This window comes from Bacillus cereus ATCC 14579 (assembly GCF_000007825.1).
Taxonomy (GTDB): domain Bacteria; phylum Bacillota; class Bacilli; order Bacillales; family Bacillaceae_G; genus Bacillus_A; species Bacillus_A cereus.
In genome coordinates this window covers 4,180,268-4,199,378 of record NC_004722.1, presented here as the reverse complement: position 1 = coordinate 4,199,378, position 19,111 = coordinate 4,180,268, and the positions used below count along the sequence as shown (strand labels likewise).

Below are 19,111 nucleotides of genomic sequence, written 5' to 3'. Positions count from 1 at the left end.
TTCAAAGTGAAGAGGGGGTTTTTATATTGATAGAAATGAGGGAGAGTCGTGAAATTACTAGATTTATTATCAAAAGGAATTGTAATAGGTGATGGTGCGGTTGGGACGTTATTGCATTCACATGGTTTGCAAAGTAGCTTTGAAGAATTGAATGTATCTGATCCAGACTTAATTATATCGATTCATAAACAATATGTAGCTGCTGGAGCAGATGTAATTCAAACGAATACGTATGGAGCAAATGAGGCGAAATTACGTATGTATGGTTTAGAAAATCAAGTTACAGAAATTAATAGAGCGGCAGTAAAACTGGCGAAAGCATCTGTGACAGATAAAAATGCAATTTTAGGAACAATTGGTGGTATGAAACATATCGGAGCTGTTACAACGACTGATATGGAAAGAGAGTTTATGTTACTTGAACAGGCAGGGGCTTTACTAGAAGAACAGGTTGATGGATTACTATTAGAAACTTTTTACGATGAATTTGAATTACTTCATGCCGTTAAAGTATTGCGTAAGCAAACGAATATTCCAATTGTTGCGCAATTAGCGTTACATGAAGCAGGTACGACTCAAAATGGAAATGATGTCAATGAAATATTAAAGCAACTTATAGATTACGGTGCAAATGTTGTTGGGTTGAATTGTCAACTAGGGCCGCTTCATATGACGGAAGCTTTCAAAATGATATCGATTCCTCAAAATGGCTATTTATCAGCATACCCAAATGCAGGCCTCCCGAATTATGTGGATGGACGTTACGTATATGAGGGAAGCCCAGCTTATTTTGAAGCGATGACACCGAGATTTATTGAGCAAGGTATTCGGTTATTGGGTGGTTGTTGTGGTACGACTCCAGAACATATTCAAAGTATGAAGCGCGCTGTTGCGAATATTACCCCTGTAATAGAAAAAGACACGATTCAAAGGCCGAAAGTCGTTCATACGCATGAGAAACGTTCGAAGGCTCACGTCACTCTAGCAGAGAAAGCGAAAAAACAAACGACAGTTGTAGTGGAATTAGATCCACCGAAAACGTTAGATACACAGCGTTTTTTTGAAGGAGCAAGAGCGTTAAAAAGAGCGGGAGCAGATGCTATTACTCTAGCAGATAATTCATTAGCATCGCCTCGTGTTTCTAATATGGCGATGGGTGCGTTATTAACGAAGCATGATATCCCAGTATTGACGCATTTAACGTGTAGAGATCATAACGTCATTGGACTACAATCTCATTTGTTAGGTTTATCGGCGTTAGGGATGGAAGAAGTGTTAGCTTTAACTGGTGATCCAGCGCGCGTTGGTGATTTTCCCGGTGCCACTTCTGTATATGATTTATCCTCTATTGAGCTTATTAAAATGATTAAAGAAATGAACGATGGACGTTCAATTTTAGGGAAATCAATTGGACCGGCGACAAGGTTTTCTGTAGGCGGCGCATTTAATCCTCACGTGAGGCACTTAAAAGCAGCGGTTAAGCGAATGGAACGAAAAATAGATGCTGGAGCGGAGTATTTTTTAACTCAGCCAATTTACGATATCAAGTTAATTGAAGAAGTGTATGAAGCGACAAAGCATTTGGAACAACCTATTTTTATTGGAATTATGCCGTTAGTAAGTAAGCGGAATGCAGATTTTCTTCATTTTGAGGTGCCGGGTATTACTCTTCCTGAAGAAATAAGAGAGAGAATGGATGGACATGAAACGAAAGAGGCAGCAATTGAGGAAGGGATCCGCATTTCACAAGAATTGGTCGACGCAGCGATGAAATATTTTAATGGTATTTATCTTATTACACCATTTTTAAAGTATGAAATTACAGAACATCTTGTTAAATATGTAAGAGAAAAGCAAGAAGTGAAAGAAGGTATTAATTGATGAAGTGTATAGAAGAAAAATTAAAAAATAGCATTTTAATATTAGATGGTGCAATGGGGACAATGATTCAGCAAGAGGATTTAACTGCTGAAGATTTCGGAGGAGAAGAGTACGAGGGCTGTAATGAATATTTAGTGGAAACAAGACCAGACGTTATTTTAAAGATTCATAAAGCTTATATTGAAGCTGGAGCGGATATTATTGAAACAAATACATTTGGGGCAACGAATATTGTACTAAGTGATTATGATCTGTCTCATTTAGATGAAGAACTAAATGAAGAAGCAGCACTTTTGGCGAAACAAGCTGTTAAAGAAAGCGGGAAAGAAGTATATGTTGCGGGAGCGATGGGACCAACAACGAAAGCAATTAGTGTTACAGGTGGTGTGACTTTTGAAGAATTGATTGAGGCTTATACAAGGCAGGCACGAGGATTATTAAAAGGAGCAGTTGATGTAGTACTCGTTGAGACGAGTCAAGATATGCGTAACGTGAAAGCAGCTTATATTGGAATTCAAGCCGCTTTTGAAGAACTGAAAAAAACGGTTCCTATTATGATTTCAGGAACGATTGAGCCAATGGGAACGACTCTGGCTGGGCAAACAATTGAAGCTTTTTATTTATCAGTAGAACATATGAAACCATTATCTGTTGGGTTAAACTGTGCGACTGGTCCGGAGTTTATGAGGGACCATATTCGTTCACTATCTGATTTATCGGAGTGTTACATTTCTTGTTATCCAAATGCAGGTCTTCCTGATGAAGATGGACATTACCATGAATCTCCATCTTCTCTTGCTGAAAAGGTGAAGCGATTTGCTGAAGAAGGATGGGTTAATATTATTGGTGGTTGTTGTGGCACGACACCAGAACATATAAAAGCAATGAAATCCGCGCTAGCATCTCTTAGGCCTCGTGACCATCATGAGAGAGAAGGACATGGAATTAGTGGATTAGAAGCACTGCAATATGATGAGTCTATGAGACCGTTATTTGTAGGTGAAAGAACGAATGTTATTGGGTCACGTAAATTTAAACGCTTAGTAGCAGAAGGGAAATTTGAAGAGGCTGCTGAAGTGGCAAGAGCGCAAGTGAAGAAAAATGCTCATATTATTGACATTTGTATGGCAGATCCTGATCGCGATGAAATAGAAGATATGGAAAACTTCTTAGCAGAAGTTACGAAAGTTTTAAAAGTACCGATTATGATTGATTCAACAGATGAAAATGTGATGGAGCGAGCTCTTACTTATATTCAAGGAAAAGCTGTTATTAATTCAATTAATTTAGAAGATGGAGAAGAACGATTTAAAAAAGTGACACCGCTTCTTCAGAAGTATGGTGCCGCTATAGTTGTAGGAACAATTGATGAAGACGGTATGGCGGTTAGTGCGGAACGAAAGATAGAAATTGCGAAAAGAAGCTATGAATTACTTACAAAGAAGTATGGGATACGCCCGTCAGATATTATTTTTGATGCACTTGTGTTTCCAGTAGGGACAGGTGATGAAGAATATATTGGCTCAGCGGCAGCGACTATAGAAGGAATTCGCCTTATTAAAGAAGCGTTACCAGAGTGTTTAACGATTTTAGGTGTAAGTAACATATCATTTGGTTTACCGCCGGCTGGACGTGAAGTATTAAATTCAGTTTTTTTATACCATGCTACGAAAGCAGGATTAGATTACGCGATTGTGAATACGGAAAAATTAGAACGCTATGCGTCGATTCCAGAGGAAGAAAAACGCCTTGCAGATGCATTACTGTTTGAAACGACGAAAGAGACGTTAGAAGAATTTACAAACTTTTACCGAGTTGCTAAAAAGAAAGATGTCGTTGTGCAAGAAACGTTAACGCTTGATGAAAGACTAGCAAATTATATTGTAGAAGGTACGAAACAAGGATTACACGAGGATTTAAGTCTTGCACTTGAAGAAGGAAGAAAACCTCTTGATATTATTAACGGTCCGCTTATGACAGGGATGGACGAGGTAGGACGACTATTTAATAATAATGAACTTATTGTTGCTGAAGTATTGCAAAGTGCCGAAAGTATGAAAGCCGCTGTAAGCTATTTAGAGCCACATATGGAATCTAGTGATAGTGCGAAAAAAGGGAAAGTATTGTTAGCAACTGTAAAAGGTGACGTGCATGATATTGGGAAAAATCTCGTTGAAATTATTTTAGCGAATAACGGATATGAGATTATTAATTTAGGAATTAATGTACGTTCGGATCGAATTGTTCAAGAAGTACAAGAAAAGAAGCCGGACATTATAGGCCTTTCAGGTTTATTAGTAAAATCAGCGCAACAAATGGTAACGACTGCTGAAGATTTAAAAGCGGCAAATATTGATGTGCCCATTGTTGTAGGTGGTGCAGCGTTAACGAGAAAGTTTACAGATAATCGGATTTCACCATCATATAAAGGACTCGTTTGTTATGCGAGTGATGCGATGACGGGGCTCGATATTATTAATAAGCTTCAAAAAGAAGAAGAGCGTGAGAAGATGAAGCAGGATAAAAAAGAACGTCATCTTCATATCGTAAAAAAAGAGGAGAAGAAAGTAGAAATTCCAGCAGTAATTGAGCCATTACCAAAATCAGAGGTTATGGTGCCTGATTCAACAAAACGAATTGTATTACGAGATGTTCCCGCCCTTCATCTCGCACCATTTCTGAATAGACAAATGCTACTTGGGCATCACCTTGGATTAAAAGGAAATGTGAAGAAGCTTTTGAAAGAGGGAGATAAGAGAGCACATGAATTAAATGATTTAATAGATGAATTATTGCAGGAAGGACAATCTTGGTTAAAGCCGAAAGCAGTGTATCAATTTTTCCCAGCGCAAAGCGACGGACAAAACATTGTAATATATGATCCAGAAGATCATACGCGTGTTATAGAGCGTTTCACATTCCCTAGACAAGGAAAGGCTCCCTATCGTACTTTAGGTGATTATTTGCGCCCAATAGGAGATGAGATGGACTATGTTGCTTTCTTATCTGTTACGGTTGGGGAAGGAGTTCGGGATATTGCTGAAGAGTTGAAGGCGAAAGGTGATTACCTACGTAGTCATGCCATTCAATCGTTAGCGCTTGAATTAGCGGAAGGACTTGCTGAAAAAACACATATGCTCATTCGTGACCGCTGGGGCATTCCGGACTCACCTGAACTGACGATGGAAGAACGTTTCCGTACGAAATATAGAGGAATACGAGTGTCATTTGGTTATCCGGCGTGTCCAGAACTTGCAGATCAAGAAAAGCTATTTCGCTTAATTCATCCAGAGGAAATAGGTATTTCATTAACAGAAGGATTCATGATGGAGCCAGAAGCGTCCGTAACGGCTATGGTATTTTCTCACCCTGAGGCAAGATATTTTAGTGTATTATAGTCTAGAAGGGGGAGACGTATGAAGAAAATAGTCTTTACAGGTGGCGGTTCGGCAGGACATGTAACACCTAATTTAGCCATTATCCCATATTTACAGGAAGACAACTGGGATATCTCTTATATTGGTTCTCACCAAGGTATTGAGAAAACGATTATAGAAAAGGAAGGCATTCCCTACTATAGTATTTCGAGTGGAAAGCTACGTCGTTATTTTGATTTAAAAAATATAAAAGATCCTTTTCTTGTAATGAAGGGGGTTATGGATGCGTATGTAAGAATTCGAAAACTAAAACCAGATGTGATTTTTTCAAAAGGCGGTTTCGTATCTGTACCAGTCGTAATTGGCGGATGGCTAAATAGAGTACCAGTTTTATTACATGAATCTGATATGACGCCAGGACTAGCAAACAAAATTGCGCTTCGTTTTGCTTCGAAAATATTTGTTACATTTGAAGAAGCTGCGAAACATTTACCGAAAGAAAAAGTAATTTATACAGGATCTCCTGTACGTGAAGAAGTACTAAAGGGAAATCGTGAAAAAGGTTTAGCATTTTTAGGCTTTTCACGTAAAAAGCCAGTTATTACAATCATGGGAGGAAGTTTGGGCGCAAAAAAAATTAATGAAACGGTTCGATCCGCGTTACCAGAACTTCTGAAAAAATATCAAATTGTTCACCTTTGCGGAAAAGGTAACCTTGATGAAAGTTTACAAAATAAAGAAGGATATAGACAATTTGAATATGTACATGGAGAACTGCCAGATATATTAGCGGTAACAGATTTTGTTATTTCACGCGCGGGCTCCAACGCAATTTTTGAATTTTTAACATTACAAAAGCCGATGGTTTTAATTCCATTATCGAAATTTGCAAGCCGTGGAGATCAAATATTAAATGCAGAGTCCTTTGAAAGACAAGGATATGCCTCCGTATTATATGAAGAAGATGTAAATGTAAAATCTCTTATAAAGTATGTCGAAGAATTAAGTCAAAATAATGAGAAGTATAAAACAGCACTAAAAAAATATAATGGAAAAGAAGCAATTAAAACAATCATTCAAAATATTTCAGAGGCATGATGAAACAATCATGCCTCTTTTAGTAGGGTGAAAGATTCCAAGAATTGATATTTTTATGTTACAATAAAGTGAAACTTTAATCAGTTGGGTGCATCCCACATCTAACTTCTTTACTGTTACTGAATTTTGAGGAGGGAGTCTTACTGCCCTCAAATAGCGGGATAACAAATGGGTTAATAGGGAAATTCCAATTAATGAGGCGTGAAAATACGAATGGATTAGGAGTGACTGTGTTGGAGCTAAGTCTCTATGAAAATACTGCACTTATTATATGCTTTGTGTTGTACGTTGGTAGTGTTATTGTTTATATTTCAAGGAAATTTTCGCAAGAAAGAGAGCTTGAAAAGTCAGAGATAACAGCTGAACTAGAAATGTTAGCTGATGAAAGTTATAAAAAACAAAAAATAAAAGAAGACCATGAAGCATCCCATCATTTAAACGCAAATAAGTTTTAAAGATGGGGATTTTTTTTGAAGTTGTTCTTTATTGTAGCTATAACAAATAACGCTAAAAAGGAGTTTCCCCATACATAATGAAGGAGTGTATATAAATGAATTTTTATATCGCCTCAGGTTTCCAAAATAAACATCTTGTACGTTCCGTAGCAAATGAACTGAAACATGCAGGATGGCACCATACATATGATTGGACCAAAAATGAAAGAGCAGCGAATGAAGAACAATTAAGAGAAATTGGTCAGGCAGAACAAAATGCTGTAAAAGAAGCGGATGTATTTTTACTTATATTAGATGGCGGAAACGGGAGCCATACAGAGTTTGGAATGGCGATTGCACTAGAGAAAACGATATATGTATATCATGCAGGAAACCCGCTCCAAACAACGTTCTATCACTTGCCAGAAATAAATATTTTTGAAGGAGATGTAGCTGAGTTTGCATCTTATGTTATAAATCATGTGAAATAATAGTAACTACCTAAAAGGTTATAAAAGTGATCTTTTGGGTACAGTGATGATAAGAAACGTATATAAAGGAGTACATAATATGAAATTAGAAAATGGATGGGAAACGAGCTTTTTAGAAGTCGTACAAAATAGTGAATTTAAGAAAGAGGCACTTCTTAGTCAATTGCTTTGTCAGGATAGTGAAGAAGTAGAAGAGCTTGTGGATGATTACGGCTACGAAGAACTTGTTGAACGTGAACATGATGATGAGTTAGCTGAAATCTTAGGAGAAGAACTTTTTAGTGAGATGGAACGCCAAGTATTCTTATCTTCAAACCCAGAAGAAAAATTGATTTCATTCGTCAATGGATTAGGTTTTCATGTGTTAGATTGGATCGTTCTTCTTGAAACAGAATTTGGTATTGATAGTGCAAACTTTACATCAGATGCTGTGAAGGTGTTAGAAAAGCGTTTCAGACAGTTTCCATACATAGAGGACAAGACAATTTTTGATATGACATTTGGAGAATCGATGGATGTATTAGAATCTGTTACAGGATTACAACTAAAGGAAAAGATGAACGTATAATGAAAAAAGAACGTGATTGGATCACGTTCTTTTTTTACATAATAATAATTTTATCATCTAGTTTTGTCTGCCCGGTAAGAAGTGCGTTTAAATATTCCACTTTTCTTATACAAGCTTGTATATGTCTTTCAATCTCTTGTAACTCTGCTTGGTGATGCGTTTCAATTGGATGAATTTGTACGTTGAATTTTTCAAATTGACTACTATATGTTATTTCTGCATAGCCGCTCATAATATCGGTTTCGTTATGAAATAAAAATAGCTTCGTTTTGTCACAGAATGATACATCCTGAAAGCCATATACTTTTAATGCTTCAATTACTTTTTTAATCATTTTTGTATTCATTTTTTAACCCTCTTTACGAAGTTCTACTTATATATTATAACATAAAAAATTACATAGAAAGCGCTTCCAAGTGTATTTTATTATAAACTTTACGTTTCAATCACAAAAATGAAACAAAGAAAAAATAATTGTAAAGAAGGAAGGACTCTTTTATTGTTTCGTCATATATATAGAGAAATAGTGCAATGAAAGGAAATTTTCCGAGGTGGAGATCGTATTTCCAATTTGAGCGCAGTAAAAGAGGTGAGAATTTTGAACTTTGATATTGTAGGACAAAAAGCATATATAAAAGATGGACCGCATCGGAACCGAATTGGAATTGTAAAGAAAAACGAGACAAAATTAGCATCGCAGTTTGCTATTGTAATTGGAGAACAAGTCATTGATGTAGAGCTAAAGGATATCGTGTTAGTTGGAGTAGACGTAGGACAATTTCATAAATGGTGCGAACAAAATGGTTATTTGTGAAAAGGACGGGCTGTGAGATAATGAAATATATTTGAGGAAAGAGGATATGTTATTGTATTCTCTTTTTCTATGTTTAAGGAGGCGAAAATGAAATATAAAGAACAGGAGTTTACGTTGGAGTTAAAAGAGAACATTCAATGTATGGAGAAGGAAATAGAGCGAATATCACTTAAACTGCATAAAGAGTATTCACGTTTATACATAGAAAACCACATGGAATTAGATATGGGATTTGCAAGGGAAAAAGAGAATCCCTTTGAGGTGGGTTATTATTCATCAGTTGCTATAGCTATATTAGATGAAGAAAAAGAGATGATTGGATTTCACAATATTCCAATTTGGAAATGTGAAAGAATCTTTTTAGGAATGCCAATTCAATCAAACATTTTGGGGAGTAAGAAAGTAGGGGAACTCGCTGATGAATCTTGTTATGAGATTGAGGAAGAGTTAAAAGAGCAACTAGAAGAATACTTGGAGTGATAATTCTCAAGATAAAATCTATAAAGAGGGAACGGAATAAAAAGACGCTGACAATTGTATGTTAGCGTCTTTTTTTCATTATGAAGCAATTTCACCAGTTTTTGTATCATCTTGATTGTACGTATCTTGATCTAATTCACCAAGCCATTTACTTGAAATAAGACCTGCTGTCATAGAACCACTTACGTTAAGAGCTGTACGCCCCATATCGATTAATGGCTCAACCGAGATAACTAGAGCAACAATACCGATTGGTAAGTTCATTGTAGATAGTACGATTAAAGCTGCGAATGTTGCACCGCCACCAACTCCAGCAACACCGAATGAGCTAATAGCAACGACAGCGATTAAAGTTAAAATAAATTGTGGTTGTAATGGATCAATTCCAACAGTTGGAGCGACCATCATTGCAAGCATTGCTGGATAAATACCTGCGCAACCGTTTTGTCCGATAGATACCCCAAATGAAGCTGCGAAGTTTGCAATTCCTTCGGAAATACCAAGCTTTTCTTTTTGCGCTTCAATATTTAATGGCATCGCACCAGCACTAGAGCGAGATGTGAATGCAAAAGTTAGTACAGGGAACACTTTTTTCAAATATTGAATTGGATTTAAACCAGACAATGCAATTAATAATAAGTGAATGATAAACATTACGATAAGTGCTACGTAAGAGGCTAACACGAAGTTACCAAGTTTTAAAATAGCATTTATATCGCTACCAGCAACTGTTTTTGCCATAAGAGCTAATACGCCGTATGGAGTAAGGCGTAAAATTAATGTTACCATACGCATTACGATTGCATATACAGCATCAAGCATTTTCTTAAATAGCTCTGCTTGTTCTGGATATTTTCGTTTTACACCTATAAAGGCAATGCCGATAAAGGCTGCAAATATTACGACAGAAATTGTTGATGTTGGACGAGCGCCTGTTAAATCAAGAAACGGATTTGTAGGTAATAGCTCTAATAATTTATCTGGAATTGTTGTCTTTTCAATAGAAGTAAATCTTTCTTCAACTAGTTTCAGACGAGCAGATTCTGCATCACCTTGTTGTAGGCCGGTTGCAGATACATCAAATCCTGCACTTGCAGCGATACCGACAGCTGCAGCGATTCCTGTAGTAAGAATTAAAATACCGATAATAAGGCCACTAATTTTACCAAGGTTTTTCGTTAACTGTAATTTTGTAAATGCTGAAATAATAGATACTAAAATAAGTGGCATAACGATCATTTGAAGTAATTTTACATAACCGTTACCGATTAAGCCAAACCAAGTATTTGATTCAATAATTACTTTAGAAGTTGGCTCATAAATAAATTGTAATATAAGACCGAATAAAATTCCGACTCCTAAAGCGGTAAATACACGTTTATTAAAAGATACATGCTTACGTTGCATATAATATAATACGCCAACTAAGATGAGCATGACTGCAACGTTAATTCCGACAAGCAGTGTATTCATGTTGATTCCCCCTAATTCCAATCTGTTATATAGAATATAAGGTAATAAAACCTATAAGTCAACTATGAAATTCCGGAATTAAAAAAAAGATGGCAAAATGCCATCTTTTAATGTCCAGCCCCAGGCACAAGTAAGAATGTCGTGTAGTATGTAAATCCTATGAAGAAAACAGTTAAATATGCCCCAAATACGTATATATACATACGCTCTGTTAATTTTAAATAGCTTAAAAGTACGAAGAAACCTGTTTGTCCTAAAAATAGTAGTGCGGCCGGTTGCATATCCCCTACGTAAAACATAACCGAGAAAATTCCAGTCCAAAAGCCGAGAACGCGAAACATGCGCTCCATGCCATCTCCCTCCTTTTCTAAAAAAAGTAAACCTCACCTCATTATAGTTTATTTTTCTTACTATTGTAAATATTCGTTCATATAAAAAGAAGCCAATTATTATTGGCTTCTTTTTATATGAAAAATTAAATTGTTAGTTTATAATTACAAGATTTACATCCATCTAATAGACTATCATTTCGAGTTAATTCCATGTTAGGGAATAGGATTTCAAAAATCCCTTTCATCATATCTCCGTGCATGTTACAAATTTCAGTTGGATGATGAACAGCAACTTCTTTAAATGGACAATTGTGTACATCATAGAAAATTTTTGTTCCATCTGCACTTAATTCAAATGCAGGTGATAAGCCAGCTGGTGAGAAAGCTTCTTTTGCAATTTGAACTTTTTGTTCCACTGTTAAAGCATCTTCACTCACATTTAAACGTTGCATATGTTGTTGCATTAATTCAGCTCCGAATTGTTTTCCTGTTTCGTATAGCGCTTTCTCACCAGCAGCACCAAGACTAAGTAAAGAATTAAATGCGATTCTTGCTAACAATTGATAATCACGGAATGGAAATTGTAATTGGATAACATCTTCAGATAAGACATACAATCTGCTCGGTCGTCCGCCTTTTCCAGTTTTCTTCGTTTCCGATTTTAGCATATGAACATCTTCTAATTTAGATAAATGTAAACGCGCTACGTTTGGATGAATGTCAAACTCATCTGCAATTTCTTGTACCGTCACGTAACTATGTTTTTGCGAAATATATTTATAAATGTAATAACGAGTTGGGTCAGATAATACACCTGTAATTTTTAAAGCTTGTTCCATGAGGATCTCCACCTTTATCACTTTATCCAAGATAATAACATTATAATACAGATAAACATGAGTATAGGTAATTTCAGACAATAATTCGGAAATTGTTCATAATTTCACAAACATATTTTTCCTTTTTCCTCTGTTGAAAATACAAAAGTCCAAATTTTTATTGCACATGTTTTCATGCTATATACATAGTGAGGAGGGAAAAGTGATGAATGGGATTGAAATTTTTGCGAATGCAATTTTAAAAGAAGCGTGTAGGGTACAAGCGTCAGATTTACATATTGTGCCCCGGCAGAAGGATGTAGCGGTGCAACTACGTATAGGAAAAGATTTAATGACGAGACAGTGTATTGAAAAGGAGTTTGGAGAAAAACTTGTCTCACATTTCAAATTTTTAGCATCTATGGACATAGGCGAGAAACGGAAGCCACAGAATGGTTCGTTGTATTTGCAAATTGATGGACAAGAAGTGTATTTACGCCTTTCAACACTTCCAACAGTATATCAAGAAAGTCTCGTTATTCGCCTTCATTTACAAGCATCTGTTCAGCCCTTATCACATCTTTCGTTATTTCCAAGTACGGCAGCAAAACTACTCTCGTTTTTACGCTATTCACAGGGGCTACTTGTGTTTACTGGACCGACTGGATCTGGGAAGACGACGACAATGTATGCATTATTAGAGGTAATTAGAAAAAAGAAAACACGTCGCATCATTACACTTGAAGATCCGGTTGAAAAAAGAAGTGACGATGTATTACAAATTCAAATAAATGAAAAAGCGGGTCTCACATATGAAACAGGATTAAAGGCTATTTTACGTCATGATCCAGATATTATTTTAGTCGGTGAAATCCGTGATGAAGAAACAGCAAAAATAGCTATAAGAGCAAGTTTGACAGGACATTTAGTAATGACAACACTGCATACGAATGATGCGAAAGGAGCAATCATTCGCTTCATGGATTATGGTATAACGAGGCAAGAGATTGAACAGTCTTTATTGGCTGTAGCTGCACAGCGACTTGTCGAATTGAAGTGTCCGTTTTGCAGAGGAAAGTGCTCAACTTTATGTAAATCAATGAGGCAAGTAAGGCAGGCTAGCATATATGAGCTACTATATGGATATGAGTTAAAACAAGCGCTTAAAGAAGCTGGTGGAGAATGTGTTACTTACAAACATGAGACTTTAGAATCGTCAATACGAAAAGGATATGCTTTAGGTTTTTTAGAAGAAGATGTTTATGTTTAAGAAAACTTGGAGTTTAAGTGATCAAGTAGTATTGTTGAAACGTTTAGGAGAATTATTAGAAAAAGGCTACTCTCTTTTACAAGCATTAGAATTTTTACAGTTTCAATTACCTGTAGAAAAGAAAGTACAATTGCAGCGCATGATTGAGGGGTTAAAAGATGGGAAAAGTCTACACGATTCTTTTCATCAGTTAAAGTTTCATCAGGACATGTTAAGTTATTTATTTTATGCCGAGCAACATGGTGATATTTCTTTTGCTTTGCAACAAGGAAGTGCACTTCTTTATAAGAAAGATAAGTATAGGAGAGACATGATGAAAATAATGCAGTATCCTATGTTTTTGATGTTTTTTCTACTAATCATGCTCTTTATTTTTAAACTCATTTTATTACCTCAGGTTGAAATGGTTTATAGTTCGTTCGGTTCTAATACACCACTACTTACAGAACAAATTTTAAGTGCAATAAAACTGCTACCTTACATTATTTTAACCGCTATTTTAACTGTTATTATTGGAGGTATTTTATACATGTTGTATTTTAGGAAACTTCCACATATTAGACAGGTAAAAATTATGCTTCGTATTCCCCTCATCAAAACATTTCTTATTTTAAAGCATTCACATTATTTTGCTACTCAGTTGAGTGGTTTATTAAATGGTGGACTATCAGTATGTGAAGCTTTAACAATAATGATGGAGCAAAGATATCATCCGTTCTTTAAATATGAAGCGAGCCGGATTGAAAGACAATTAATTGGAGGAGAACAGTTACATTCTATCATTGCTAAAAGTGGGTATTACGAGAAAGAACTTTCTTATGTTATTACGCATGGACAAGCAAACGGCAATTTAGGGATTGAATTAGGTGACTATAGCGATCTTATTATGGAAAAGATGGAACGGAAAATTAAACATATGTTAGTTATCATTCAGCCTATTTTATTTACATGTATTGGAGGAATCGTTGTCCTTATGTACTTAGCGATGATTATGCCGATGTTTCAAATGATGAATTCTATTTAGGGGGCATTTGTATGCAGAATGAGGAAGGGTTTACTCTGTTAGAGATGCTATTAGTAATGGTTGTCATAACTATATTATTACTATTAATTATTCCGAATGTAGTTACACAGCGCTCATCGGTCCAAGGAAAAGGTTGTGCAGCTTACGTGAAATCTATAGAAGCGCAAATACAAGTATATCAATTACAACATAATAAAATTCCATCGTTAAAAGAACTGACAGATGAAAAGTATATTACAACTGATAAGTGCCCGAATGGCGAATCTATTCATATTTCAGATGATGGCGCAGTATCAATTAGGGCATTGTGAAACAACAGGGGTTTACTTTTTTAGAAATGTTACTCGTTTTATTTGCTATTTCTGTATTAAGTATAGTTACGTATTTTAGTGTTCATTCCTTATACGAGCGACAAAAAGTTGAACAATTTTTGAGACAGTTTTCAAATGATATTTTGTATATGCAGCAATTAGCGATAAACCGTCAAAAGCACTATACATTACGTTGGCATAAAGATAGAAATATGTATGCTATAAAAGAGTCAGGTACAAAGTATTATATCGTCAAGCGAGAGTATGAAGAAGATATACAAATTGATTTGCATACGTTTCCAAATCCGATGACATATAATCCAAGTGGAAATATTAATAGAGGTGGTACGATTATAATTTCGTATCGAAATTATAAATATGAAATTGTATTTCAGCTTGGAAGAGGGAGATTTACGTATCGTGAAATGTCAAAAAGGATCCATAATGGCTGAAATGATTGTATCGTTAAGTGTTTTAATGATGGCTGTATCGTTACTACTACCGCAAACAGTATTAGTTATGCAAGAAAGAAAAAATATACAAATTCGTTATAAGGCAACTGGATTATTAAAAAAAGAAGCAGCTATATATATGTATGGAAATGAAGACAAGCGAATAATAGAAAAGAATATAAATGGAATTGTGTATTACACATATTGGGGAGGCAATGAAGTTTGTACTGTGTGGAGAGATGTGAAAGACAGAATGATGGAACAATGCTTTTATGTAGGAGAAAAAATAAATTAGAATTTGGTTTTTCATTAATAGAAATGATTGTATGTCTGTTTCTATTATCAATATTTTTTTTGCTCTTTCCCCGCCTACATTTCATTGAAATGGAAAATAAACAGTCGAAAGGGTTAAATGATTGGGAGTGGGATGTGTATTTAGGGCAAATGCAATTGGAGTTTCGTGAAGTATCATCTGGAGAACAGCTAGCATTTGAAAATGGAGAAAGTATTTTACGATTCCGATCGCGTAATGGGAGTGAAGTATCGTATGAAAAAGAGAATAGTCGTCTTATAAGAAAGGTAAATAGGCGCGGGAGGGAAGTTGTTTTACAAAATATTGGAACGGTTTCTTACAAACTAACACCTCATGTACTCATTATAAATGTGAAAGATCCTAGTGGGAAAATATATCAAGGTGTAGTTATGCGATATAGCGAAATAGGAATAAACGTATGAGAAAGCAAAATGGATTTACAATGCCTGGAACGATTATCTTTCTTATTTTATTAACTTCTTTTTTTATATACGAAACAAATATGTTGTTTACAGATAAAAAATTTTATATAGAAATAGAACAAAAGTTTTTATTGGATGAATTACTTAACCGATCTATTACAGATATAAAAAAAGATTTACAGCAAAAAGAAAAAGAAGGTACATTTTTCTTTCAGTATGAAAAGGGAGAAGCGAGTGGAAATTATGTCTTTGAAAATGATTTAATTCTCGTTACGTTGCAGTGCACACTCAAACAGGAAGCTTTCTATACGGTAGGTTTTCGGTATAGAAAAAAGGATGGGAAAATAGTCGATTGGATAGAAGGATAATATGTAAAATATATGTAAATAAACCAAGGTTTCCTATTGTAAATTAAATTGATTTTTTAGAAGAAATGGATAAATATAATGATTAAAAGTTTAAATTTTCTCAAAAAAGAGAAAGGTAGAAAGAATATGATATATTCATGCTATCCAATCATTATTTTTAGGGAGAATAGGGAAATGACAAACAACAATCAAATAGGTGAAAATAAGGAACAAACTATTTTTGATCATAAAGGAAATACGATTATGACAGAAGATAGAGAAATACACATTATTTCAAAATTTGAAGAACCTCTTATTGTCGTATTAGCAAATGTACTAAGTGATGAAGAATGTGATGAATTAATTGAAATGTCTAAAAATAAAATGGAGCGTTCTAAAATTGGTTCATCACGTGATGTAAATGATATTCGAACAAGTAGCGGTGCATTTTTGGAAGACAATAAACTTACTTCAAAGATTGAAAAACGAATTTCATCTATCATGAATGTTCCTGCGTCGCATGGTGAAGGATTGCACATTTTAAATTATGAAGTGGATCAACAATATAAAGCACACTATGATTATTTTGCGGAACATAGTAGATCAGCTGCTAACAATCGTATTAGTACGCTTGTAATGTACTTAAATGATGTAGAAGAAGGCGGGGAAACGTACTTCCCGAAATTAAATCTTTCTGTACATCCTAGAAAAGGAATGGCAGTATACTTTGAGTATTTTTATCAAGATCAATCACTAAATGAGCTTACGTTACATGGAGGGGCACCTGTAACGAAAGGCGAGAAATGGATTGCAACGCAGTGGGTGAGAAGAGGTACTTATAAGTAAAAGCGAGTGTTACGTTTTGTTCTTCATAGTATAAGAACAAAACGTTTTTTTATTAAACAAAGTAGCATCTTTCGTTATAATAACAATTAATAAATGACGATTGAGAGGACAGAAAATGAAATCTATATACATAACCGGTTATATGGGAGCAGGGAAAACAACAATTGGAAAAGCATTAAGTCAAGAACTTCAAATGGATGTTGTAGATACTGATCAAAAAATCGAAGAGAAGCAAGAGAAGGCAATTCGAAATATTTTTGCCGAAGAAGGCGAAATGGCTTTTCGGGAATATGAAAGCGAAATGTTACGTGCGCTACCAGTCCATAATGTCATTATTACAACTGGTGGGGGAATTATTGAACGAGCGGAAAATCGCAAGTGGATGAAAGAGAACGGAACTGTCGTGTATTTATATTGTGATCCGCATGTAATTGCAGAAAGGCTTCGTGAAGATACGACACGTCCACTATTTCAAAAGAAAGATATAGATGCATTTGTAACGAAATTTGAATCACGCCGAGCTTATTATGAAGAGGCTCACATTCATATCGATACGACAAATAAGTCTGTAAAGCAAATTATGAATGAATTAAAGGAAAAGATTAATGTATAAAAAAGTGGACATACTAATCAAGTAGAGGTGATGATAATATGTCTACTAATGATTATGTTCGCTTTGTGACGCAGCAGTTTGTGTCGTATATGGATGCTCCAAAAGAAGATCGAAAACAAAAGAAAGAACAACGCCGTGCTGAAAAAGAGCCATTTATGAATAAGTGGTTTGGGGTTATGCCGCTGAGTGCTGCTTTGTTTTACCGAAATGTAAAAAGTAAAAGAAAAAAATCAAGTTAAATTTTAGTCATATGTCTAGCAAATCAAAAATCCCCTAGTGTCGTATTACACTAGGGGATTTTTATTTACTGCACGGATTCTTGTTCTTCCGTAACGGCATGTATTTTATTGTTCACCCATACAAATCCTATTCCGATACAAATAGAAATGCCCCATCCGACAGCGGTCATAATCGCTCTCATTTCACCGTAGCCATCTACACCAAAAACAGAGATGAAATAAATTTTTAAAAAGCTTTTTAATATAAATTGTAGCCCGAAAAATAACGTTAAATATTGCAATGCTGGATAGATACGACTATCACGATAAAGCTCACGACTTTTATCGCGATCATGGCCTTGCAGCGCTGCAATATCTGCTGCGAAATATAACATAAGTGGTTTTTTTATAAAAATTGTACAGATGACGATAATGCCGAGTACGATGTGATAATATGCATCATTCCACAACATTCGTTCAGCTGACCCAGATAATAAATCTACCGTTGTATTAGAAATGAGTGTAATTAAAATAAAGAACCCTGTCACGTTAAACTGTTTTTCTTTTTTAAAGGTATACAGTGTATAAATAATCCCCGGAACAGAGGAAAGTAACATCGCGTAATAAGGATCGATATAAGGTTTTGCAAATTTCCAAATGAGGAATGGGATTACGAGATAAAAGACAAGATCTAATATAGCTTTTTTATTTTGATTCATACAAAGCCTCCTTAAGTCATACATATATTTTATAATATAATTTCTGAAAATTGTATAAGGTTTAATGGGAAAAGAAAAAATATATCAATTTTCGAGGGGGTAGTAGATTGAAAAAAATTGCCCCTAGCGTAGTAAGTTTTTTTAGTATATAATAAAGGAAACGCTTTCATTTTTAATTTGTTCACAAAATGGACGGAAAATCACATATTTACTATCGATATGTTGCTTTATAATGAAACTAATTAAATATACATGCATACAATATTGTGAAATAAATAACATAAATAATCTATATAAATGTAAACGTTATCAAAAGAGAGAGGTGGAGACAATGAGTAAATTTTTCTTCAATCATAATCCAGCAACAGTAGAGGATGGAAGGCTTGTTAAATATGCTGAAATTATTTATGGAGAAGGTGGCCGTTCTGTATTAGAAAATTTAATGGTGAAGGCATCTATCAGATTGCGTGATCGTTATCCGAATAAATCTGACGAGCAGATCTCGAACCTAGTAAATAAAGGCATCCATGATATGTTTCAAAAATATGTGAGCGAGTAAGAGTGGCCAATGGCTGCTCTTATTTTTTTGTATAAGGATTGTAACTCTAGCTGAAAATAAACATGTATTCTGAAAAACGTAAAAAGGAGTGGGAAAGATGAGCAATGGAATTGGACGTTCGAAAGAAAATCTTCCAACTGATGCAAATCATGTGAGCGCGAAGGATCGTGCGTATCAAAAACGCATGGCAAAGCAAAAACAACAAGAGCGTAATGAGGATAGAGAGTAACTCGAAATAAAGCTCCTTCTAA

General features: G+C 35.1%; 26 protein-coding genes. 20 read left to right on the top strand and 6 right to left on the bottom strand.

Going from position 1 to position 19,111, the window contains the following annotated elements; genetic code table 11:
* Window positions 1–48: 48 nt before the first annotated feature.
* The 6 genes from BC_RS21240 (at window position 49) to BC_RS21215 (ending at window position 7,849) form a co-directional block, all read left to right on the top strand.
* Window positions 49–1,881 carry a bifunctional homocysteine S-methyltransferase/methylenetetrahydrofolate reductase gene (locus BC_RS21240; protein WP_000770352.1) on the top strand — a complete coding sequence of 611 codons (1,833 nt, stop codon included), beginning with the start codon at window positions 49–51 and terminating at the stop codon, window positions 1,879–1,881.
* Complete coding sequence (gene metH / locus BC_RS21235) at window positions 1,881–5,279, top strand: methionine synthase (RefSeq protein ID WP_000649671.1); 3,399 nt, start codon at window positions 1,881–1,883, stop codon at window positions 5,277–5,279. Before BC_RS21240 ends, metH begins: the two co-directional genes overlap by 1 nt.
* A gap of 18 nt (window positions 5,280–5,297) precedes the next feature.
* Window positions 5,298–6,356, top strand: a complete 1,059-nt coding sequence (gene murG / locus BC_RS21230) for an undecaprenyldiphospho-muramoylpentapeptide beta-N-acetylglucosaminyltransferase (protein ID WP_000724779.1) — start codon at window positions 5,298–5,300, stop codon at window positions 6,354–6,356.
* A gap of 194 nt (window positions 6,357–6,550) precedes the next feature.
* Complete coding sequence (locus BC_RS21225; protein WP_001250699.1) at window positions 6,551–6,811, top strand: DUF3966 domain-containing protein; 261 nt, start codon at window positions 6,551–6,553, stop codon at window positions 6,809–6,811.
* A 95-nt stretch (window positions 6,812–6,906) separates the two neighbouring features.
* Entirely contained in the window at window positions 6,907–7,281 is a 375-nt protein-coding gene (locus BC_RS21220; protein ID WP_001012344.1) for a nucleoside 2-deoxyribosyltransferase, read from the top strand.
* Window positions 7,282–7,360: 79 nt separating this feature from the next.
* Window positions 7,361–7,849: a hypothetical protein gene (locus BC_RS21215; protein WP_000764267.1), complete on the top strand. Its 489-nt coding sequence runs from the start codon at window positions 7,361–7,363 to the stop codon at window positions 7,847–7,849.
* A gap of 34 nt (window positions 7,850–7,883) precedes the next feature.
* Here the strand turns inward: BC_RS21215 and BC_RS21210 are convergent, their stop codons facing one another.
* Entirely contained in the window at window positions 7,884–8,195 is a 312-nt protein-coding gene (locus BC_RS21210; RefSeq protein WP_001093233.1) for a hypothetical protein, read from the bottom strand.
* Between the two features lie 252 nt (window positions 8,196–8,447).
* Here BC_RS21210 and BC_RS21205 point away from each other — a divergent pair, with 252 nt between their 5' ends.
* Together BC_RS21205 and BC_RS21200 are read left to right on the top strand one after the other, a co-directional pair.
* Window positions 8,448–8,663, top strand: a complete 216-nt coding sequence (locus BC_RS21205) for a DUF3912 family protein (RefSeq protein WP_001008327.1) — start codon at window positions 8,448–8,450, stop codon at window positions 8,661–8,663.
* Window positions 8,664–8,750: 87 nt separating this feature from the next.
* On the top strand, window positions 8,751–9,143 hold the full coding sequence (locus BC_RS21200; protein WP_000875399.1) for a hypothetical protein: 393 nt from the start codon (window positions 8,751–8,753) through the stop codon (window positions 9,141–9,143).
* A 78-nt stretch (window positions 9,144–9,221) separates the two neighbouring features.
* Here BC_RS21200 and BC_RS21195 read toward each other — a convergent pair whose 3' ends face one another.
* From BC_RS21195 to BC_RS21185, 3 genes are all read right to left on the bottom strand, one after another.
* On the bottom strand, window positions 9,222–10,616 hold the full coding sequence (locus BC_RS21195; RefSeq protein ID WP_001094344.1) for an L-cystine transporter: 1,395 nt from the start codon (window positions 10,614–10,616) through the stop codon (window positions 9,222–9,224).
* Window positions 10,617–10,723: 107 nt separating this feature from the next.
* Window positions 10,724–10,966: a DUF2626 domain-containing protein gene (locus BC_RS21190; RefSeq protein WP_000440716.1), complete on the bottom strand. Its 243-nt coding sequence runs from the start codon at window positions 10,964–10,966 to the stop codon at window positions 10,724–10,726.
* A gap of 125 nt (window positions 10,967–11,091) precedes the next feature.
* A complete protein-coding gene (locus BC_RS21185; protein WP_000434123.1) occupies window positions 11,092–11,787 on the bottom strand; it encodes a helix-turn-helix transcriptional regulator in 696 nt (231 codons plus the stop codon).
* A gap of 205 nt (window positions 11,788–11,992) precedes the next feature.
* On the opposite strand from BC_RS21185, the gene comGA reads away from it, so the two are divergent.
* The 10 genes from comGA to BC_RS21135 all read left to right on the top strand — a co-directional run bounded on the left by comGA (window position 11,993) and on the right by BC_RS21135 (window position 17,603).
* Complete coding sequence (gene comGA, locus BC_RS21180) at window positions 11,993–13,036, top strand: competence type IV pilus ATPase ComGA (RefSeq protein ID WP_001013170.1); 1,044 nt, start codon at window positions 11,993–11,995, stop codon at window positions 13,034–13,036.
* A complete protein-coding gene (gene comGB / locus BC_RS21175; protein ID WP_011110378.1) occupies window positions 13,023–14,060 on the top strand; it encodes a competence type IV pilus assembly protein ComGB in 1,038 nt (345 codons plus the stop codon). The genes comGA and comGB overlap by 14 nt, the downstream gene beginning before the upstream one ends.
* 11 nt (window positions 14,061–14,071) lie before the next feature.
* Complete coding sequence (gene comGC / locus BC_RS21170; RefSeq protein ID WP_001178687.1) at window positions 14,072–14,371, top strand: competence type IV pilus major pilin ComGC; 300 nt, start codon at window positions 14,072–14,074, stop codon at window positions 14,369–14,371.
* On the top strand, window positions 14,368–14,823 hold the full coding sequence (gene comGD / locus BC_RS21165) for a competence type IV pilus minor pilin ComGD (RefSeq protein WP_000813141.1): 456 nt from the start codon (window positions 14,368–14,370) through the stop codon (window positions 14,821–14,823). The genes comGC and comGD overlap by 4 nt, the downstream gene beginning before the upstream one ends.
* Window positions 14,816–15,118: a hypothetical protein gene (locus tag BC_RS21160; protein WP_000829469.1), complete on the top strand. Its 303-nt coding sequence runs from the start codon at window positions 14,816–14,818 to the stop codon at window positions 15,116–15,118. Before comGD ends, BC_RS21160 begins: the two co-directional genes overlap by 8 nt.
* Window positions 15,088–15,558 carry a competence type IV pilus minor pilin ComGF gene (comGF, locus tag BC_RS21155; protein ID WP_000923100.1) on the top strand — a complete coding sequence of 157 codons (471 nt, stop codon included), beginning with the start codon at window positions 15,088–15,090 and terminating at the stop codon, window positions 15,556–15,558. The genes BC_RS21160 and comGF overlap by 31 nt, the downstream gene beginning before the upstream one ends.
* Window positions 15,555–15,926: a competence type IV pilus minor pilin ComGG gene (gene comGG, locus BC_RS21150; protein WP_001231316.1), complete on the top strand. Its 372-nt coding sequence runs from the start codon at window positions 15,555–15,557 to the stop codon at window positions 15,924–15,926. The genes comGF and comGG overlap by 4 nt, the downstream gene beginning before the upstream one ends.
* Before the next feature lie 174 nt (window positions 15,927–16,100).
* On the top strand, window positions 16,101–16,751 hold the full coding sequence (locus tag BC_RS21145; RefSeq protein ID WP_000183861.1) for a 2OG-Fe(II) oxygenase: 651 nt from the start codon (window positions 16,101–16,103) through the stop codon (window positions 16,749–16,751).
* Between the two features lie 115 nt (window positions 16,752–16,866).
* The gene (locus BC_RS21140; RefSeq protein WP_000836663.1) at window positions 16,867–17,364 is read left to right on the top strand and encodes a shikimate kinase; all 498 of its coding nucleotides are present in this window, start codon (window positions 16,867–16,869) and stop codon (window positions 17,362–17,364) included.
* A gap of 38 nt (window positions 17,365–17,402) precedes the next feature.
* Window positions 17,403–17,603, top strand: a complete 201-nt coding sequence (locus BC_RS21135) for a YqzE family protein (RefSeq protein ID WP_000106083.1) — start codon at window positions 17,403–17,405, stop codon at window positions 17,601–17,603.
* 65 nt (window positions 17,604–17,668) lie between these two features.
* Here the strand turns inward: BC_RS21135 and BC_RS21130 are convergent, their stop codons facing one another.
* Together BC_RS21130 and BC_RS21125 are read right to left on the bottom strand one after the other, a co-directional pair.
* Window positions 17,669–18,301 (bottom strand): VC0807 family protein, encoded by a 633-nt coding sequence (locus BC_RS21130; protein ID WP_001073111.1) that lies wholly within the window; start codon window positions 18,299–18,301, stop codon window positions 17,669–17,671.
* A gap of 141 nt (window positions 18,302–18,442) precedes the next feature.
* Entirely contained in the window at window positions 18,443–18,559 is a 117-nt protein-coding gene (locus tag BC_RS21125; protein WP_001987222.1) for a hypothetical protein, read from the bottom strand.
* Between the two features lie 73 nt (window positions 18,560–18,632).
* Here BC_RS21125 and BC_RS21120 point away from each other — a divergent pair, with 73 nt between their 5' ends.
* Window positions 18,633–18,860 carry a hypothetical protein gene (locus BC_RS21120; protein ID WP_000032702.1) on the top strand — a complete coding sequence of 76 codons (228 nt, stop codon included), beginning with the start codon at window positions 18,633–18,635 and terminating at the stop codon, window positions 18,858–18,860.
* 97 nt (window positions 18,861–18,957) lie between these two features.
* Window positions 18,958–19,089 carry a hypothetical protein gene (locus tag BC_RS28245; RefSeq protein ID WP_000064668.1) on the top strand — a complete coding sequence of 44 codons (132 nt, stop codon included), beginning with the start codon at window positions 18,958–18,960 and terminating at the stop codon, window positions 19,087–19,089.
* Window positions 19,090–19,111: the final 22 nt, after the last annotated feature.

What these genes read in the sequence shown, in the direction of transcription:
- BC_RS21140 (WP_000836663.1), top strand. Translation starts at nt 16,867, where the DNA reads ATGAAATCTATATACATAACCGGTTATATGGGAGCAGGGAAAACAACA.
- BC_RS21215 (WP_000764267.1), top strand. Translation starts at nt 7,361, where the DNA reads ATGAAATTAGAAAATGGATGGGAAACGAGCTTTTTAGAAGTCGTACAA.
- comGA (WP_001013170.1), top strand. Translation starts at nt 11,993, where the DNA reads ATGAATGGGATTGAAATTTTTGCGAATGCAATTTTAAAAGAAGCGTGT.
- BC_RS28245 (WP_000064668.1), top strand. Translation starts at nt 18,958, where the DNA reads ATGAGCAATGGAATTGGACGTTCGAAAGAAAATCTTCCAACTGATGCA.
- BC_RS21190 (WP_000440716.1), bottom strand. Translation starts at nt 10,966, where the DNA reads ATGGAGCGCATGTTTCGCGTTCTCGGCTTTTGGACTGGAATTTTCTCG.
- BC_RS21145 (WP_000183861.1), top strand. Translation starts at nt 16,101, where the DNA reads ATGACAAACAACAATCAAATAGGTGAAAATAAGGAACAAACTATTTTT.
- BC_RS21200 (WP_000875399.1), top strand. Translation starts at nt 8,751, where the DNA reads ATGAAATATAAAGAACAGGAGTTTACGTTGGAGTTAAAAGAGAACATT.
- BC_RS21195 (WP_001094344.1), bottom strand. Translation starts at nt 10,616, where the DNA reads ATGAATACACTGCTTGTCGGAATTAACGTTGCAGTCATGCTCATCTTA.
- BC_RS21120 (WP_000032702.1), top strand. Translation starts at nt 18,633, where the DNA reads ATGAGTAAATTTTTCTTCAATCATAATCCAGCAACAGTAGAGGATGGA.
- comGB (WP_011110378.1), top strand. Translation starts at nt 13,023, where the DNA reads ATGTTTATGTTTAAGAAAACTTGGAGTTTAAGTGATCAAGTAGTATTG.
- BC_RS21135 (WP_000106083.1), top strand. Translation starts at nt 17,403, where the DNA reads ATGTCTACTAATGATTATGTTCGCTTTGTGACGCAGCAGTTTGTGTCG.
- BC_RS21125 (WP_001987222.1), bottom strand. Translation starts at nt 18,559, where the DNA reads ATGCATGTATATTTAATTAGTTTCATTATAAAGCAACATATCGATAGT.
- BC_RS21225 (WP_001250699.1), top strand. Translation starts at nt 6,551, where the DNA reads ATGAGGCGTGAAAATACGAATGGATTAGGAGTGACTGTGTTGGAGCTA.
- BC_RS21160 (WP_000829469.1), top strand. Translation starts at nt 14,816, where the DNA reads ATGGCTGAAATGATTGTATCGTTAAGTGTTTTAATGATGGCTGTATCG.
- comGG (WP_001231316.1), top strand. Translation starts at nt 15,555, where the DNA reads ATGAGAAAGCAAAATGGATTTACAATGCCTGGAACGATTATCTTTCTT.
- BC_RS21210 (WP_001093233.1), bottom strand. Translation starts at nt 8,195, where the DNA reads ATGAATACAAAAATGATTAAAAAAGTAATTGAAGCATTAAAAGTATAT.
- metH (WP_000649671.1), top strand. Translation starts at nt 1,881, where the DNA reads ATGAAGTGTATAGAAGAAAAATTAAAAAATAGCATTTTAATATTAGAT.
- comGF (WP_000923100.1), top strand. Translation starts at nt 15,088, where the DNA reads ATGCTTTTATGTAGGAGAAAAAATAAATTAGAATTTGGTTTTTCATTA.
- murG (WP_000724779.1), top strand. Translation starts at nt 5,298, where the DNA reads ATGAAGAAAATAGTCTTTACAGGTGGCGGTTCGGCAGGACATGTAACA.
- BC_RS21220 (WP_001012344.1), top strand. Translation starts at nt 6,907, where the DNA reads ATGAATTTTTATATCGCCTCAGGTTTCCAAAATAAACATCTTGTACGT.
- comGC (WP_001178687.1), top strand. Translation starts at nt 14,072, where the DNA reads ATGCAGAATGAGGAAGGGTTTACTCTGTTAGAGATGCTATTAGTAATG.
- BC_RS21130 (WP_001073111.1), bottom strand. Translation starts at nt 18,301, where the DNA reads ATGAATCAAAATAAAAAAGCTATATTAGATCTTGTCTTTTATCTCGTA.
- BC_RS21185 (WP_000434123.1), bottom strand. Translation starts at nt 11,787, where the DNA reads ATGGAACAAGCTTTAAAAATTACAGGTGTATTATCTGACCCAACTCGT.